At 39.9% G+C, this 15,551-nt stretch carries 16 protein-coding genes, 4 pseudogenes and 1 riboswitch; of the genes and pseudogenes, 3 read left to right on the top strand and 17 right to left on the bottom strand.

What is annotated here, in order from left to right; genetic code table 11:
- Positions 1-107: 107 nt before the first annotated feature.
- The 8 genes and pseudogenes from ACESZP_RS08555 to ACESZP_RS08590 all read right to left on the bottom strand — a co-directional run bounded on the left by ACESZP_RS08555 (position 108) and on the right by ACESZP_RS08590 (position 6,527).
- The gene (locus ACESZP_RS08555) at positions 108-1,232 is read right to left on the bottom strand and encodes a hypothetical protein (RefSeq protein WP_499708765.1); all 1,125 of its coding nucleotides are present in this window, start codon (positions 1,230-1,232) and stop codon (positions 108-110) included.
- A gap of 154 nt (positions 1,233-1,386) precedes the next feature.
- Positions 1,387-2,280, bottom strand: a complete 894-nt coding sequence (locus ACESZP_RS08560) for a C39 family peptidase (protein WP_499708766.1) — start codon at positions 2,278-2,280, stop codon at positions 1,387-1,389.
- 167 nt (positions 2,281-2,447) lie between these two features.
- Complete coding sequence (locus tag ACESZP_RS08565; protein WP_499708767.1) at positions 2,448-2,699, bottom strand: ATP-binding protein; 252 nt, start codon at positions 2,697-2,699, stop codon at positions 2,448-2,450.
- A complete protein-coding gene (locus tag ACESZP_RS08570) occupies positions 2,674-2,928 on the bottom strand; it encodes a hypothetical protein (RefSeq protein ID WP_499708768.1) in 255 nt (84 codons plus the stop codon). Before ACESZP_RS08570 ends, ACESZP_RS08565 begins: the two co-directional genes overlap by 26 nt.
- A gap of 88 nt (positions 2,929-3,016) precedes the next feature.
- Positions 3,017-3,092: riboswitch (cyclic di-GMP riboswitch) on the bottom strand.
- 38 nt (positions 3,093-3,130) lie between these two features.
- On the bottom strand, positions 3,131-5,146 hold the full coding sequence (locus tag ACESZP_RS08575; protein ID WP_499708769.1) for an ATP-binding protein: 2,016 nt from the start codon (positions 5,144-5,146) through the stop codon (positions 3,131-3,133).
- A 587-nt stretch (positions 5,147-5,733) separates the two neighbouring features.
- Positions 5,734-5,817: pseudogene (locus tag ACESZP_RS08580) on the bottom strand (flavodoxin family protein); the annotation flags it as partial.
- A gap of 22 nt (positions 5,818-5,839) precedes the next feature.
- The gene (locus ACESZP_RS08585; protein WP_499708770.1) at positions 5,840-6,250 is read right to left on the bottom strand and encodes an HI0074 family nucleotidyltransferase substrate-binding subunit; all 411 of its coding nucleotides are present in this window, start codon (positions 6,248-6,250) and stop codon (positions 5,840-5,842) included.
- Complete coding sequence (locus ACESZP_RS08590; protein WP_499708771.1) at positions 6,237-6,527, bottom strand: nucleotidyltransferase family protein; 291 nt, start codon at positions 6,525-6,527, stop codon at positions 6,237-6,239. The genes ACESZP_RS08585 and ACESZP_RS08590 overlap by 14 nt, the downstream gene beginning before the upstream one ends.
- A 397-nt stretch (positions 6,528-6,924) precedes the next feature.
- Here ACESZP_RS08590 and ACESZP_RS08595 point away from each other — a divergent pair.
- A pseudogene (locus ACESZP_RS08595) lies at positions 6,925-7,158 on the top strand (DUF6061 family protein).
- Between the two features lie 117 nt (positions 7,159-7,275).
- Here ACESZP_RS08595 and ACESZP_RS08600 read toward each other — a convergent pair.
- Both ACESZP_RS08600 and ACESZP_RS08605 read right to left on the bottom strand, forming a co-directional pair.
- Entirely contained in the window at positions 7,276-7,887 is a 612-nt protein-coding gene (locus ACESZP_RS08600) for a DUF1349 domain-containing protein (RefSeq protein ID WP_499708772.1), read from the bottom strand.
- A 30-nt stretch (positions 7,888-7,917) separates the two neighbouring features.
- A complete protein-coding gene (locus ACESZP_RS08605; protein WP_499708773.1) occupies positions 7,918-9,129 on the bottom strand; it encodes an MFS transporter in 1,212 nt (403 codons plus the stop codon).
- A gap of 115 nt (positions 9,130-9,244) precedes the next feature.
- Here ACESZP_RS08605 and ACESZP_RS08610 point away from each other — a divergent pair, with 115 nt between their 5' ends.
- Entirely contained in the window at positions 9,245-10,141 is an 897-nt protein-coding gene (locus tag ACESZP_RS08610) for a cupin domain-containing protein (RefSeq protein WP_499708774.1), read from the top strand.
- Positions 10,142-10,317: 176 nt separating this feature from the next.
- On the opposite strand, the pseudogene ACESZP_RS08615 reads toward ACESZP_RS08610, so the two are convergent.
- From ACESZP_RS08615 to ACESZP_RS08645, 7 genes and pseudogenes are all read right to left on the bottom strand, one after another.
- A pseudogene (locus ACESZP_RS08615) lies at positions 10,318-10,602 on the bottom strand (DUF6040 family protein); the annotation flags it as partial.
- Between the two features lie 117 nt (positions 10,603-10,719).
- On the bottom strand, positions 10,720-10,863 hold the full coding sequence (locus tag ACESZP_RS08620) for a hypothetical protein (protein WP_499708775.1): 144 nt from the start codon (positions 10,861-10,863) through the stop codon (positions 10,720-10,722).
- 213 nt (positions 10,864-11,076) lie between these two features.
- Positions 11,077-12,420 carry an MATE family efflux transporter gene (locus ACESZP_RS08625; RefSeq protein WP_499708776.1) on the bottom strand — a complete coding sequence of 448 codons (1,344 nt, stop codon included), beginning with the start codon at positions 12,418-12,420 and terminating at the stop codon, positions 11,077-11,079.
- Between the two features lie 224 nt (positions 12,421-12,644).
- The gene (locus ACESZP_RS08630; RefSeq protein WP_021885137.1) at positions 12,645-13,250 is read right to left on the bottom strand and encodes a YczE/YyaS/YitT family protein; all 606 of its coding nucleotides are present in this window, start codon (positions 13,248-13,250) and stop codon (positions 12,645-12,647) included.
- A pseudogene (locus ACESZP_RS08635) lies at positions 13,240-14,160 on the bottom strand (carbon-nitrogen hydrolase family protein). The gene ACESZP_RS08630 and the pseudogene ACESZP_RS08635 overlap by 11 nt, the downstream one beginning before the upstream one ends.
- 52 nt (positions 14,161-14,212) lie before the next feature.
- Complete coding sequence (locus ACESZP_RS08640) at positions 14,213-14,578, bottom strand: ACT domain-containing protein (protein ID WP_499708844.1); 366 nt, start codon at positions 14,576-14,578, stop codon at positions 14,213-14,215.
- A 79-nt stretch (positions 14,579-14,657) separates the two neighbouring features.
- On the bottom strand, positions 14,658-14,990 hold the full coding sequence (locus ACESZP_RS08645) for a winged helix-turn-helix transcriptional regulator (protein WP_499708777.1): 333 nt from the start codon (positions 14,988-14,990) through the stop codon (positions 14,658-14,660).
- A gap of 142 nt (positions 14,991-15,132) precedes the next feature.
- Here ACESZP_RS08645 and ACESZP_RS08650 point away from each other — a divergent pair, with 142 nt between their 5' ends.
- Positions 15,133-15,486, top strand: coding sequence for a cupin domain-containing protein (locus ACESZP_RS08650; protein ID WP_499708778.1), 354 nt, complete (start codon positions 15,133-15,135; stop codon positions 15,484-15,486).
- Positions 15,487-15,551 lie beyond the last annotated feature (65 nt).

Consider the following 15,551-nt stretch of genomic DNA (forward strand, 5'->3'; position numbering starts at 1 on the left):
CTTTAAAAATGCTGGAGATTCCAATAAAAACGAAATCTCCAGCATTTTTTACTTCATCTCATCCTTCACGTGAGCCATCACTTCATCAATATTATTGTGAAACCCATTCAATCCATCCGTTCGCTGTCCAGTCGGAATTCAGATCCCATATTCTGATAAAGGCGCACCTCATTGCTGATCCGATTCCCCGGTTCACCGTATAAATCATCGTAGCTGCAGATGATAATCACATCCTTCTGCCCGTCCCCGTCATAATCCTGAAAGCTGACTGCCAGCACCTCCTGAAACAGCAGCGGATCCCGGTAGCCATTTTCCGTAATTCCCGGAAAATCATAGATTTCCGCATTATCCTGCACCAGGGAAAAGCTCACATCCTGATTGCCGTACATGGTCTTGCCCGGCGCATAGGAGGTAAATATCACCTCGCCCCAGCTTCCACCCAAATCTACCTTAAAGCTCTGGTTATCGATCCGGTAAATGGATCTGGAATAGGTCAGACTGTCGTCGAACACATTGGAAAGAATCCGGTAGTCCTCTCCCTCTGCCTGTAAGGTCAGATGACAGGAATGCACATATGGCCGGTAATTCTCATCCCCCGGTACGCAGTCCAGCTCATAGACGCCCGCTGACAGCTCACGTCCGCTGACGCAGGTGAAGTTTACATAATTCGTGTCTCCATGCTCCGTAACCCAGACCTTTGCCTTCTCCAGATAAAACCACGGCAGCTCCCGGCTCATCTCGTCCAACGTACAGCCAAGCCTTTTGGTCAGAACATGGTTAATCTGTTCCGTCGTAAGCCGGACACAGTCCGTCTCTATATCTTCCCGACCGGATATCTTCAGATATTCCTGCCGCTCCGCGGCTGTCAACGGCTCCGTGGCCATGCCCGCGCCCGAATAAAAGATTTCCCCCAGATCTGCGTCCTTCGGATCCCCGTAATCCGACAGCAGAAATCCATAGTTGCCACCGTTATCGCCCTCGTTGATCCAGTCGGTGAATTTCTGCAGCTCGGCAGTGGTCAAATCGCGGGCGTCTGAGGTATCTGCTGTGTTGGTTGAACCTGCCGCCTCTGAAAATGTCTCCGCTGTATCCGCCGGATCTACTGTCTCTCCTGCATCGTCCTTCATAACCATGTCTGCATTGCCTGTATCCGACTTTTTTGAAACTGCGCAGCCGCCAAGGGCTACCACTGCGCACAGGCTCCATATCAGAGTATTCATTTTTCTTTTCATGCAGCCCCTCCTTTTATCCATGCACCCGAGCTTTTCAGATTTTCTTCATTTTCATTATGGATTGCTGTGAAATTTTCCTATTTTTCTTATTGTAACGTATTTCCTATCTTCTGGCTATCTTTTCTTTCCGTTTTTTGTATTTTTTAACAATTTTTCAGCAACTGTAAGCCCACAGATTTTTCATCTGATTCATCAGCTTCTGCACATCCCAGTGTTGTTTTGTCCGTTCCACGCTGTTCGGATCCTGCAAAATGATGTCGCCGTTCTTATCCACGCCTGTCAGCACCAGAAAATGTCCCGCATCCGTGAAGTCGCCCGGGCCCATCACGCAGATAATCGGCTGACCCGCCTCCAAGGTGGCACGGATATGCTCCGCATCAAAAATCACGCTGGAGACGGTAAGCCCCAGCTTTTCCGCACCGCTGCTCATCAGATCCCAGGAAGAACCGGACCCATCCACATAATAACCGTTATCCTCGGCCATTTTTGCCACCTCATATGGATTCCACTGCGTATCGCCAGTCAGACCGCAGGTCACCATAGACAGACAGGTGGGTCCGCAGCCTGTCACTGCCAGAAAATCGCTGCCATAGGTTTCGTATCCCCAGCGCTCATCCCACTGCAGAAAATGGGGAATCTCTCCCTTCATCACGTCTTTCGAAATGTTAATTTCTTCCAGCCCCTTGTATTTCGGATAATCCAGCACGAAATCCTTCGTCTCTGGGTTGCGCTCCACCAGCGCAATCAGGCTTTCCGGGTAACCCTGCTCCCGCAATTTCTGCGTATTCACTTTTCCAAACCCGCAAAAAAGATTTAACGCTGTATAGGCCACCAGCACCAGCAGGATCGCCCCCAGAAGCGTCCCGAGCATGGACGCCAGAAAGCGGATGCGGGCCTTCTGCCGATTCCGGCGGCGTCCGCGGCGGTGGTTTCCTGTATTTCCACTCCGGCGGCGGACATCCGTTCTGCTTCTCCGTACATCCCATTCATCTTCCGGATCTGCTGCGCGCTCATCCCTGTACTCTGCTTTATTCTTCTGTCTGGTCATGGTAGTCCCCTCTTCTTTCGTTGTATAGGTTCAGTATAACAAAGGGATTTCCATTCTTCTTGTACATTCTCTTTCGAATTTCTTATATTTCTCTTATTTTTTCTTTCTTCTGTTTTGTGGTCAATGGATCATTCTGCCCGCCAGAACGGCATTTCTGAACCATGAAATTAGCAATTTTCTTGTTGCCTTATTACTTCTGCAATCTCTGCATTCAGATCATTATCCTCTGCCAGAAGAATATTCCTGCCTTCAAGGATTTCACTGCTTGATTCAGAGCTTTCAGCACGTTTTTTTACATAATAGCTTTCATCCGCTATCCTGTGTTTAAGTATAACTGTAAAGGTGCTGCCCTTTCCCGGTTCACTCTCTACATCTATGGTTCCGCCAAGCAGATCAACATATTTCCTGACGATTGACATGCCCAGTCCGGTTCCTGCGAATGAGTTCGTAGCCATATCCTCGTCTTACACCGTTTTTATCGACATAATTAAAGGTATCCTCAAAGGATCCGATACGGATGATCTGTGGCTGTTTTCCATCATTATTTTTTTCTGCAGCCCGGCAATGTACTGATAACATCATCCACATTCCTAAAACTACAAATATACCTGCAAATAGTACGGCTGATTTTTTTCGACTTTTATCCATTATTCTTTTCTCCCCAAATCACCAGGTTATTACACACCACAAATCTAAAGGGAAAAATGCACTGCCTTTCCAGACAATGCATCTTAAAGGTTGCAGCTGGCTGTCATTTTACAGACCCTATAGCTTTGCGTCTCAGTCTTTCGACTGATTTGCCGATGAATCTTTATTGGTATTATATTGTACATTTTTTTGAAACTGTCTTTTATAAATATTTCATCATTGTTGGCACAAGAATGTTCATATCAACAGGCTTTGCAACATGAGCATTCATTCCAACAGATAGAACCTTTTGTGTATCTTCTGCGAAAGCATTGGCAGTCATCGCAATAATTGGGATTCTGGCTTTTTTCGTATCCTTCATCTTTCGGATAGTTAATGCAGCGTCATATCCATTCATAACAGGCATCTGAATATCCATAAGGATCATCTTGTAATAACCAGCATCCGCTTTTTCAATCATATCAATGCATGCAACACCATCATTTGCAGTCTCAACAATACAGCCTTCTTCCGTCAATAGTTCCTTTGCGATTTCAGTGTTGATCTCATTATCTTCGACTAATAAGATTCGAACACCGTTCAAGCAATTCTTATTACTCAGATTACTATTTTTTTTCACCAGAGAATCTTCTTTTGACGCTTTCCTGCAAGGAATCGTTACTGTAAATTGGGAACCCTCACCCTGCTTACTTTTCACTTCTATTGTGCCATCCATGAGATCTACAAGCTTTTTTGTAATGCCCATTCCGATGCCACTGCCATCAATATGACTTAACGTAGTGTTACGTTCTCTTTCAAAAGTTTCAAAAATACGCTTTTGGAATTCTTCAGACATACCAATTCCATTATCGGTAATGGTAATGATCAGATTGCACCAGTCTTCTTTTTCACAGGATTTCTGTACAACATTACAGGATATCCTACCTCCTGTATGTGTATACTTTATTGCATTGCTTATAATATTAAGACAGACTTCTGACAGGTGCGGTGCATCCATATATACATACGGATACATGATTTGTTCTGTCAGGGAGAGCGTTTGATTTTTTCTTTCTGCCTGTTGTTGGAACATAATGATACAATTTTCAAAGCACTCATGAACATTCGAAACAGTGTATTCCATTTCGACCTGATTATTTTCAATCCTTGCAAGATTCAGAACATTACCAAGCATCGACAGCAGTTCTTTTCCGCATATTTGAATTTTTTCAAGGTATCTGCCAAGTTTTTCTGTTTCTTGCAAATGTCTGGTCGCCAGTTCTGCATAACCAATGATCGCATTCATAGGCGTCCTGATATCATGGGACATATTGAACAGGAATGTCGATTTTGCTTTATTTGCACATTCTGCTTTTAATTTAGCTTCCCGTAATTCTTCCTCTTGTCTTAATTCCCGCATTTTTTCATCTGTCACATCTCGATTTGCAATCAGCACGGATGTAACATTTCCATTTTTATCATAACTCTGAGGAACGACCATAGCAAGAAACCATGCTCCTTCCTTTAGTTTGAATTCGGAAGACATAGATTCTTTATTATGAAGCCGTGCCGCCATGGTCTGTATATCAAGAAATTCCATATACTTCTGCGCAAACGGTTCTGCCATCACCCTTTCGATAATCTCGATCTTAGGATTCCATTCGGTATAATCTTTCATATCAATAATCATTTTTCGACTTTTTTTGACAAGCTCAACACGCTTTGTTTTTAAATCCAACCTTAAGATTAAATAATATGCAGTTCCTAATGCATGAAAAGCCTGCCGGGTTTTTTTGACCTGCTTTCCCAAGGTAACAGGGAACTCTTCACCGTCCATCTGCTCCAAATCCGGCGTTGACTGATGCAGATGCTGAACCAGCCATTTCCCATTCGTCCACCTATAGATAATCGTAAATCTTGTCTCCATTTTGAAACAGATTGAACCATCTTTAAACAGACCAGTAAAATCTACTGTTCCATGTGCAAGAACATGATCATCATCTAGTCTTTCTTCCTCCTGATATAAATTTTCTATTTCAAGTCTGATTTTATCTCTTCGTTTTACATCAAATTTAAATGATTCCAAAAACTCATGCAGATTCCTGAAAAGCTCATGTTTCCCAGTTCCGATCAGACTGACATTTTCATCAAAATAATTTTCTATACCCAAATCATTTACTGATTCAGCATTAATATATATTTTCATAAGTTGCTCTGTGAGTTTTTTGAAATTATCCATACGGTTTCCTCTCGCTTAGAAAGACTTAAATGGCTTTCAGTTTAAATTTTAAATTTACATATAAAATCGTTTGCTTTATTATATCACAGCGGCATACTATTCTGCCAACATTTTTTCAAGACAGGTGTCCTTACTACTACTTCAGGCATATCCTCACGGAGCTGCCTAAGTATTGTGACGAAAAAGGAAATATAGAACCGGCAAAACTGGACCAGCTGATGCCCTGGGCAGATGAGCTTCCCGAGAAATGCCGGAAACCACACCGCTTATAAAAGCGGCGTTAAATTTAAGGGTAGGCGCAGGATTTGACATTTACATAACTCACTACGTTACAGACAGAAAAAAGGCTTCCGGGGAATTCCCCAGAAGCCTTGATTTTACTGCATAAATTGAGATTACTCGATGATAGTAGCAACACGTCCAGATCCTACTGTACGGCCACCCTCACGGCATCGGAATCGTGTCTTTTGTGGTATTCACCGTGCTTTTTGTGGTTAAAATCGGTGTTTTTTCGCTATTTTTCGCAGAAAAATAAAGAATCATTTGTTACCCTCCACTACTGAGAATTTATCAATATCACTTTCCTTTTATCGAATGAAATGTGTAGCTACACGTTCCGCTTTTTCCGGCAGACCAAACATTTCTTTACCCAACGCAATACTCTTCATCAGTTTTCTTTCCTGTGATAGCCTCTTACATCCAGCTGCTTTCCGCTTCATCCAGCTTCTTCACCAACGTATCTTTAAGAGCGGTAAAAGCAGGAATAAAACTATCACGTATCAACAGAATCATTTCGTCCACTTCATCTTCATTGTATATATGGACAAAAGTATTTCTCTTTTTTAGCATAAGCAGCCATACTTCCGAATCACTGATAAATCCTATTTTATAAGCAAGTTGAAGAATTTCACGCGGCGATCCGGTCGAAGTTTCTTCTATGCCATGCATTCTCATAATTTCCTGTAAGGCTTTCCATGCAAGTTCGAAAGTAAGATTAAATTGTCCAATAATTCCTGTTCGATATATATCATTTGTTTCCGCCAACTTAAAATCAGCATTTGCTAACACCGCCAGACAGTTTATGAAGTTATCAAGCTTTTTCATAAATCACTACGCCATCCTTCTCTATTTCTTTTTTTAATTCATCGGAAATTGATACATCCGCCTGTACCACATCAAACATCAGGAGCGAATATATATTTTCCTTTACATCCCAATAAAAGCTATCAAAATCTCCACCGTATACTGCGATATCGACATCGCTTCTTTCTGTGTTCGTACCCCGTGCGCGGGAGCCAAACAGTACGATTTTCGTAACAGCATACTTTTGCGCAAAAGAACACAGTTCCCTTACTATTCGATCCGGTAAATGATATTTCATATTCAGTATTGACCCCTTTATATAAAATAAGTTCCAATATTTATTTTTAGCTTAGCATAATTTTACCTGATTAACAAGTTGCCCATACTAATCACATCTACAGACTTGAATTGAGATTTCATATATTCAAAGGGATTTAATAATTGTTATATTTTATTATCAAATATCTCTCAAGCCCTTGAAAACACTAAGTTTATCGCAGGTGAGTTTTCCCTTATTGTTTCCCTTGTATTATATTGTCCCATGAGTATTTACGAACTCTGATAAGGACAAAAACAAGGGAAAGATAATCCTCTAAAACAGTATAACATAAAATGAAAACGACATGGTGAACTGATTGAAATGCTTCTAATTTTTGTAACGAATGATTGATTGGACGATAAGGAGATATGATACGATGAGAACAATATTTGCAGAATACAATCCACAACGCAACAGCATTGATGTGTATACCAGTGCTGGTATGCTCCGTATTGACTGTTGGGAAGCTGAGAAAGATTTATAAACCACACCCGGATCAGTCTGTTCATTAAACGCACTTGCCATTGATGAACCACTTGAATATGCAAAATTATATCTTGATGGAACGATGCAAATATGGGTGGATGCAGATGACACTCTTTATTTATAATGTTAAATAATCCACAAAAATTCTAAAATTTTTCGGGGATTATTTTTGGCTTATATTTATTATTCAATTTAACTGATAATGATTCTCATATGAGATTTATCTTTAGAAATCATATCATCAATCACGCCAGTCTGCATCTGATTCCCATTTACATTCCGTAATCTGCATATTTGAAAATGTTGCCTTATATGAGCCTTCTGTCGGGCTGCATGCATATATTCCATAAGTAATTTTTTCTGCACCTTCCCACATATGGAAAATACGCATTTGTCTGAAATTTATGCCATCCTCACTGCATTCAATACAGTAGTCACTGTCCCTTCGTGAAAAACGATACCACATACTTTTAATATCAGAGGATATGTCTGTTGTTGCCCAGTCAGAATATCCATGATTGGTTACAACGCTTCCCAATCGCTGTATTTTTTCATTCTCATATTCTATAGATGCCTTAAACCAATTATCACTATTTAAATACATAGCCACACCACACTGGTCAAAACGACAGGTACTCTCGAATTCTGTTTTAACAATAAAAGAAAAGTACTTGTCCGTTGTTTCAACTTGAAATACTGGAGCATTATCATTTTGAAAACCATAATAAGTACGTGCCCATAAGTCGGTACCCCTTTCTGTAAGAATTACAACTTTATCCTCACTAATTTGTACCTGCTTTGGTTGACGTATCCATTTAGGATTGTTTTTCAAAAATTCAATCTTTTTTCTCACTTTCTTTTTTATTTTAATAAGCAACTATATTTAGTGCCTACTTTTCACTGTATTATAATTAGTAATTTTCTTTTGTCTTCTGCAAAGAATGACTCCTATAAGTAGCAACACTGGAAAAATAATTCCTGCCAAAATTCCCATCTTTAGGTTATCCCCAAAAGCTCCTGATACCATTCCAACCAATGTAGGACCTCCTGAACAACCTATATCTCCACCTAATGCCAGCAATGCAAACATGGCTGTTCCCCCTTTGGGCAAAGCTGCTGATGCCTTGCTGAAAGTTCCAGGCCACATGATTCCCACTGAAAGCCCACAGACAGCGCAGGCAATCAGATTTAATAGCGGAATCGAGAATAATGAAATCCCTAAATAGGATAAAATACATAAAAAACTACTATAAATCATAAAGTGTTCCAAATTGATACGGTCACCATACTTACCATAAAACAATCTTGATATTCCCATTAGAACCGCAAATGCCATCGGCCCTGCTAAGTCGCCGGCTGCCTTTGAAATTCCAAGACCTTTTTCTGCAAAAGCAGAGGCCCATTGACTTATTGCTTGCTCACTTGCTCCTGCACATATCATCATAATCAACAAAATCCAAAAAATTTTCATCCGAAACAATTCCTTTAATCCAAGTCCGGTATCTCCATCCTCAAGCAATGGTGCAATGGGAACCTTTGAAAAAACAAAAGCATTTCCAATTGGAATAACCGCCCAAATAATGGCTAATATTTTCCAGTTATCTATACCGACTACATAAAAGAACACGGTTGATATGAGTACAACTCCGGCGTGTCCCCAGCAATAAAAAGAATGCAACAGGCTCATTGCTTTTTCCTTATTGTCGGATGGGCAAGCCTCAACAACTGGACTGACTAGGACTTCCAAAAGACCACCACCTACCGCATAGATCATTACAGCAATCAAAATTCCAATAAAGGAAACTGGTAAAATCTCTGGTAAAACTGTAAGAAGGAATAATCCTGCCGCTGCTAGAACATGAGCTGTAATCATTGATATCCGATATCCTATTTTATCAACAAATCTGACAGAAAGAAAATCAACCAGTAGTTGTATCCCAAAATTAAAAGTCACTAACAATGTAATTTGGGAAATTGGAATATGATAGCATTTCTGAAAAAACAAAAAAAGCAGTGGTGTAAAATTATTAACGATAGCTTGTACAATATAACCTACAAAACAGGCTGTAATTGTCTTATTATATTGGCTTTTCATTTTGTCCTCCTCTAATAAATGTGATTATATCGTAAACTTTATATCTAGTCATTGTATAAAATCATATATTTATGGTACAATATAACAAATTTTATTATTTATGAGGAAATATAGCATGGAGACTTTTAAGATAACTACAGATGAAACACTACGAGAAACCATCCAGCATGGCAACAATCGTCATCCATTTGCATACTATCCTGATAATATTTGGAAATTTGACTTCCATCGCATTGACTGGCATTGGCATCATGAATTAGAATTTCTTTATACTGCTGAAGGTACTGCGCTCTGCCTTATAGGTACAAGTAAAATAGAACTACATAAAGGTTGCGGCATATTTATCAATAGCGGTGTCCTGCATCGTTTTGAAGCACAAAGCAGTACATTTGCACCTAATATTGTTTTTTCGCCAACCCTATTAGCACCCGAAAACAGCCTCATTTACGAAAAATATATTCTTCCTGTGATAAGCTCGTCTGTTCCATATCAAGTTTTCAGTCCATCCAACACATTTGGAAAACAGGTGCTACAACTTTTGTCGCAAATTTGTACTATTCAGGAAACTAAGCCGGATAATGAATTATGTACTATACAACTTTTATTTCAGCTTTGGAACATATTGCAAAAAAATATGGACTGGACTTCTGATTCTAACAGTATTCATCGATTAAATCACAAACAAGCAAGATTACAAGCTATGATGCAGTATATTCATGATCACTACATGGAAGAGATTACATTGGAGACGATTGCGGCATCGGCATCTATCAGCAAAAGTGGAGCTTTACACATTTTTCAAACTGGCATCCACTGTTCTCCGGTAGCATATCTAATTCAATACAGACTAGCACAGGCTGCTGAACAACTTTATATCACTCAAAAATCGGTTTCTTCCATTGCAGAAGAAACCGGATTTACAAGTTCCGGCTATTTCTGCCGGAAGTTTAGACAATATTATCATATGAGTCCAAATGAATACAGAAAGAAGAAAACAGAGGAAATTTCTTAATTTCTACTTTCTATAATCATACAATATTTGGAGATGATGTTGTTTTTCGTTTTATTATCTGTATCAATTATGCTGACAATATACTATTTATGCATCATATTTACAATGTTCAAAAGATAAAAGTATTCTATATGCAAATGGATAGATTTATATATTTTATCTATCTGTTTGCAATTTTAATAATAACTCCTTGTATCCCGCCAGCCTTTCATATACCACCTAATTGCAACATATACCAGTTGCACGAATAATAAGAGAAATAGCAGATTAATCGGTGTTCTTGTCTTTATCCAATCTCCAAAGTAGATTGCTATTTCCATGCTTATAATTGTTACCAATATGGTAATCATATCCCAACAGCACTTCTTATATAACCCGGCAATCTTTATCCCTATAAACGCTACAAGTATTCCCGCACCCACCAGACATCCACCGCAGATCAGTATTCTTATGCTATTATATGCATAGGCAAAAAGTAGTGAGTAGTCCGTAAGGGCAACAAAATCCCCAGTAGTTGCAGCTACTGGGGATTTTTATTCCGTTTGGGCAAGGTGGCTTAATCCTTAGGCTGGTTGCCTTTACTCGTTATCTCCGTCCAACCATTTGCAAATGTAGTGGCAAACTACACCCGCCAAAACAGAGATAATAAAAGCAGTGAGTATATCTTCCGTATCGTCTTGTGAAAATTTTTCTGCTTTTCTTCCACTGGTGTTTCTGGCCATTTCCCTTGTCGATACAATTCCACGCATTGCTTTTTGTACTCATAACTGTATTTCATAAAAATACCCCCCAATACTGAGTGTCCAGTATTGAGGGTACATATCACTTGCCGGGGTCTATTTTTATCATCACACGGAACACCGGCGAATTTTTTTCGCGTCACATTCTCTGTAAGTGAAACCCGTCAGAACAAAGCACCTCTCCACTGCATGAAATCATTGAGATACCGCTGCTTTATCCTCTGGCCACGTTCTTTTGAGCGCAGCATAGGAAATAAGGAAGTTTGCAAGCCAACCTGCCGGGACTGCAAGCCAAACAAAAGCAATGCCAAAACGCGGTGCACAAATCAAAGCAACAGACAAGCGGATTGCAAGGTTTACCATATTTGCAACGAGGAACGGACGCATAATTCCGAGACCGCGAAGAACTCCATCGGTTGCCATCTTGATACCCATGAAGATGAAAAAGTAACCAATCCACCTCATATAATCACCAGACACCTGATAGGCAAACGCCGTTCCGTCTTTTCCTAAGAACAGTGAGGAGATCTGCGTATGCAGCGCTTCAATGGTCACAAACGCAATGGCCGCAAAGCACAGATCCAGCACCAGTGCAACATGGTAACCTTTTTTGATACGCTCAATTTTCTTTGCGCCAAGATTCTGGGATACAAACGGCGAAACTGCATTGCCGATGGATACGAAGATCAGCGAAAAAACATTTTCTACCCGCATCGTTGCCGCATACCCGGCAAGTGCCTGTGTGCCGAAGGGATTTACCACTGCCTGCACGATCATCATACCGATAGACACTGTGGACTGCTGCAAAACCGATGGTACCGCAATGCGAAGCATGGAATACAGCTCCTGCCGGTCGAACCTGCTAAAGGAGCTCTTGTATTGCCGCATCCGAGACAGAAAGATCAAAAACGAAAACACGGCAGAAATTCCTTGTGCGATCAAGGTCGCAAGGGCTACACCAAACACCCCCAAACCAAGACCAGCCACCATCCAGAGATCCATAAAAATATTCAGGATAGATGAGAATATCAGCAGTCCCAGCGGAATTTTGGATTCACCGATGGAAGTGAACATGGTGGAAAGAATGTTGTACATGAATAGAAACGGGAAACCCACAAAGTAGACACGCAGATACAATACTGCTTCTTCCAATATATCGGCAGGGGTCTGTAATCCGCTCATCATGAAATGGGAAAAGCAAAAGCCAATGACACCAAGGACAACGCTTAAGATCAAAAAGCTGATCAGGGACGTTGACACAATGGTTTTCATTTTACCATAATTTTTTGCACCAAAATAGCGGCTTACAAGCACACCTGCGCCCACACCAGCACCAAGCGCCACACAAATAAAAACATTGGTCAGTGCAGCACAAGCACCAACAGCCGCAAGTGCCGAGGAGCCAACAAATTGACCAACTATTATGGAATCGGCCATATTGTATACTTGTTGAAAAAAACTGCCAAGGATCATCGGCATCGCAAAAACAGTCAGCGCTTTAAGGGGTGGATCTGTGATCAAATATTCATCTTTCGACATGATTATATTCCTTCCAAAAATCGTTTATCGCAAATTTTATCGCAAGTCAAGAAATTAGTGTAACATTCAAACGACATCTTTGCGATATGCAATTCACCGCTGTTGCATTAAAAAGTTGAATTGCTATAAATAACCAACAATCAATGTAACGATTGCTGCCAAAATCGCTTTACCCATATAATCACACTCCTTTGTCAAATTCTAAGTTGTAAGTTTCTTTACTATCATATCTTTAAAACTTGTTTTGCTTTCGCATTAACAAATTGGATAATTGGGCCTGAAATGATAACTGTAATAAGCGTGCATACACCAAACTTTCCGCCAAACAAAACACCTGTAACAACAACCAAAATATCCAATGCCATTCGGACAAATTTAATCTGCCAGTGATTTTTTTCTGCTAAAGCAAAAGTGACTGCCTCATAGGAGCCTCTACCAAGGGATGCCGACGCATATAGTCCTGTTCCGACAGCAAACAAAACCACTCCTAACAACATAATTAAAAAATTGATCCACTTATAGGTACTGTAAATATGGCAGTTAGCAAACAAATCTACACAGGTACTGTATACAATCTGGTACAACACAGTTCCTATATGAATCTGACTTTTATCGTAAATGAGCGCAAACAAAATCATTCCCAATGCTACAACAAAAGATGCTGTGCCAATGCTTATGTGAAATGTTCTTGCAATCCCCTGCCACAGCACCGCAAGCGTAGCTCCGCCAAATCCAGCATACAGTGCAAGTGTAATTCCATAAGCCGCAATTATAGAACCTATTACAAGGATTGCCAATTTCTTTAGTGTTTTTTTATTGTTATTTTTCATTGACTTTTAATTCAAGTACATCCGGACGGGCATAATGTCCGATTGCATCATGCTCCATTTTGCAGGCGGCAGGCAAATTCATATCAAGTTCTGCGTAAATGATAGTTTCTTTATCCCAGACAGGTTTTGTCAAATAATGCCCATATGGATCAATAATGCAGCTTCCTCCTCTGCACACAAGTCCTGGAAGTTCAGATACGATATTATACTCCTGCAGATCAGAAGGGTATGAACTGCGTCTGATAATCATATCAGCGTTGATAAAGAAACATTATCCTTCGATTGCAATATGCTGAATGGTGGCTTGCCACTCCGGATTATCATTGGTATTAGGTGAAATATAAATAGTGATTCCTTTTTGATAAAGTGCCACTCGGGCAAGTGGCATATAGCTTTCCCAACAGATCATGCTACCAATCGGTCCCCATGGCGTTTCAGTAACAGGAAAATACTCTTTATCCGCATCTCCCCATACAACACGCTCAGAGCCTGTCGGCTTCAATTTTCTGTGCACCTTATATGACCCATCCGGTTCAAAAATAACATTACTGTTATAAAGTGTTCCACTAACGGCATCTCTCTCAGAAAAACCAAGGCTGATGTATGCTCCTGTTTCCCTGGCTGCTTCTGCAAGCTGCTGGAATTCCGTCTCTCCAGCAACAACAGAAGCATCATAATATCGTTTCCAATCTTTTCGTCCATACTCACTTCGTTTTCCTACACTAAACCCAAAATTCATTCCAACAGGATATCCCGGAATAAAAAGTTCTGGAAAAACAATTAAGTCCGGCTTTTGAGTTGCGGCCTCATTAATATATCGAAGTGCCTTTTTCAGCGATGCACTTTTATCAAATATTACCGGTTCTGCCTGCACCAATGCGATTTTACAAATATTATCAATATCTTTCATGCTAATAATTCACTCCTCGTATGATTTTCTTTAGGTTTAAATCATCTGAAATCTATATCACTGTATATCCGGCATTTAATAATACAGTTAATGATTTTTCAAAATCCGCATCTTTCACTAAAATATAATCTGTGTTGAATGTAGATACCGCAAAAATTCCAATTTTATTATCTGCAAGTATTCCAGACAACTTTGAAAGAATGCCAATGAGTGAAAAATCCAAAATTCCTTGAATACGGAAACCACGCCACCCATCTTCACGTTCTATTGTGTTTTCAGGAACGTCATTTGTTTCACACACAAAAGAAATTTCTTCATCTGTTTTACCAATGAAGTAGAATTCCTTGCTTAAATCTATATCATCAATGTTTTTGACTTTACATACCGTTAGCAACCGCTCTAATTTATTTAATACCAGCAAATTACTCTCCTCCACAAATTCCGATTTCTCAGTTTCAAAAACTGGAATTGTTCAAACTTTTCAAATACTAACGTCCTTAATTCTGTTCAATAATTGATTTATAGTAGTCACCAAAGTCAGCAAGTGAATTAACAATTGGAAGCATTTTTGTTCCGAGTTCCGTTAAGCCGTATTCAACTCTCGGTGGCTGCTCATGGTAATCGTGGCGATATGCCAGCCCATCACTCATCATTTGTCTTAAACTATCTGTCAAAACCTTTTGTGAAATACCATCTATACTTCGTTGTAGCTCATTGAATCTCCATGGGCGCTCTTTCAAGTTACGCAAAATCAGCAGTTTCCATTTTCCTCCGATAAGAGATACTGCTGTTGCAACTGGGCATTCCGGTAATTCTTCTTTTGCTCGCATAATTCTCACCTCCGAGTCTATTGTAACACATTCATTTTTGAGTGTACAGTTACAAAAAGGTGCGTACTTGTTTTTGTATGTGCCTTACACTATACTAATACCAAGCAATCGGAAACTACAAATTAACTATGGAGGTATTATCATGGTAAATTACACAAAAACAACTATTGGAAAGGAAAACCGAATTGAGTTGCATGAAAAGTTGTCTTTAACAGGTGCAGAAATCAGTTTAAACGAACTATCTGCAGGAGCAAATGTCCCATTTATTCATTCTCATAAAGAAAACGAAGAAATCTATGGAATTCTTTCAGGTAACGGCAAAGCCATAATTGATGGAGAAGAAATCAGTCTTTCAACTGGAGACTGGCTAAAAATCGCACCTGCTGCAAAGCGTCAGTTTTTTGCATCCGATATTTCTGGAATTACTTATATCTGCATTCAGGTAAAAGAAAATTCTCTGGAACATTTTACAGCAGAGGATGCCGTAATCGGCTAATTAAAAGTATTTATTTACAAAAATGCACAGTTCACGATAAGCTAAGAACTGTGCATTTCTTTTTT

It is taken from the genome of Candidatus Dorea massiliensis AP6 (genome assembly GCF_964245105.1).
Lineage (GTDB): Bacteria > Bacillota > Clostridia > Lachnospirales > Lachnospiraceae > Laedolimicola > Laedolimicola intestinihominis.

Coding starts and splice junctions, on each gene's coding strand:
- ACESZP_RS08555 (WP_499708765.1), bottom strand. CDS start 1,232: ATGAAAAGAAAAATGAATACTCTGATATGGAGCCTGTGCGCAGTGGTA.
- ACESZP_RS08560 (WP_499708766.1), bottom strand. CDS start 2,280: ATGACCAGACAGAAGAATAAAGCAGAGTACAGGGATGAGCGCGCAGCA.
- ACESZP_RS08565 (WP_499708767.1), bottom strand. CDS start 2,699: ATGTCAATCGTCAGGAAATATGTTGATCTGCTTGGCGGAACCATAGAT.
- ACESZP_RS08570 (WP_499708768.1), bottom strand. CDS start 2,928: ATGGATAAAAGTCGAAAAAAATCAGCCGTACTATTTGCAGGTATATTT.
- ACESZP_RS08575 (WP_499708769.1), bottom strand. CDS start 5,146: ATGGATAATTTCAAAAAACTCACAGAGCAACTTATGAAAATATATATT.
- ACESZP_RS08585 (WP_499708770.1), bottom strand. CDS start 6,250: ATGAAAAAGCTTGATAACTTCATAAACTGTCTGGCGGTGTTAGCAAAT.
- ACESZP_RS08590 (WP_499708771.1), bottom strand. CDS start 6,527: ATGAAATATCATTTACCGGATCGAATAGTAAGGGAACTGTGTTCTTTT.
- ACESZP_RS08605 (WP_499708773.1), bottom strand. CDS start 9,129: ATGAAAAGCCAATATAATAAGACAATTACAGCCTGTTTTGTAGGTTAT.
- ACESZP_RS08610 (WP_499708774.1), top strand. CDS start 9,245: ATGGAGACTTTTAAGATAACTACAGATGAAACACTACGAGAAACCATC.
- ACESZP_RS08620 (WP_499708775.1), bottom strand. CDS start 10,863: ATGGCCAGAAACACCAGTGGAAGAAAAGCAGAAAAATTTTCACAAGAC.
- ACESZP_RS08625 (WP_499708776.1), bottom strand. CDS start 12,420: ATGTCGAAAGATGAATATTTGATCACAGATCCACCCCTTAAAGCGCTG.
- ACESZP_RS08630 (WP_021885137.1), bottom strand. CDS start 13,250: ATGAAAAATAACAATAAAAAAACACTAAAGAAATTGGCAATCCTTGTA.
- ACESZP_RS08645 (WP_499708777.1), bottom strand. CDS start 14,990: ATGCGAGCAAAAGAAGAATTACCGGAATGCCCAGTTGCAACAGCAGTA.
- ACESZP_RS08650 (WP_499708778.1), top strand. CDS start 15,133: ATGGTAAATTACACAAAAACAACTATTGGAAAGGAAAACCGAATTGAG.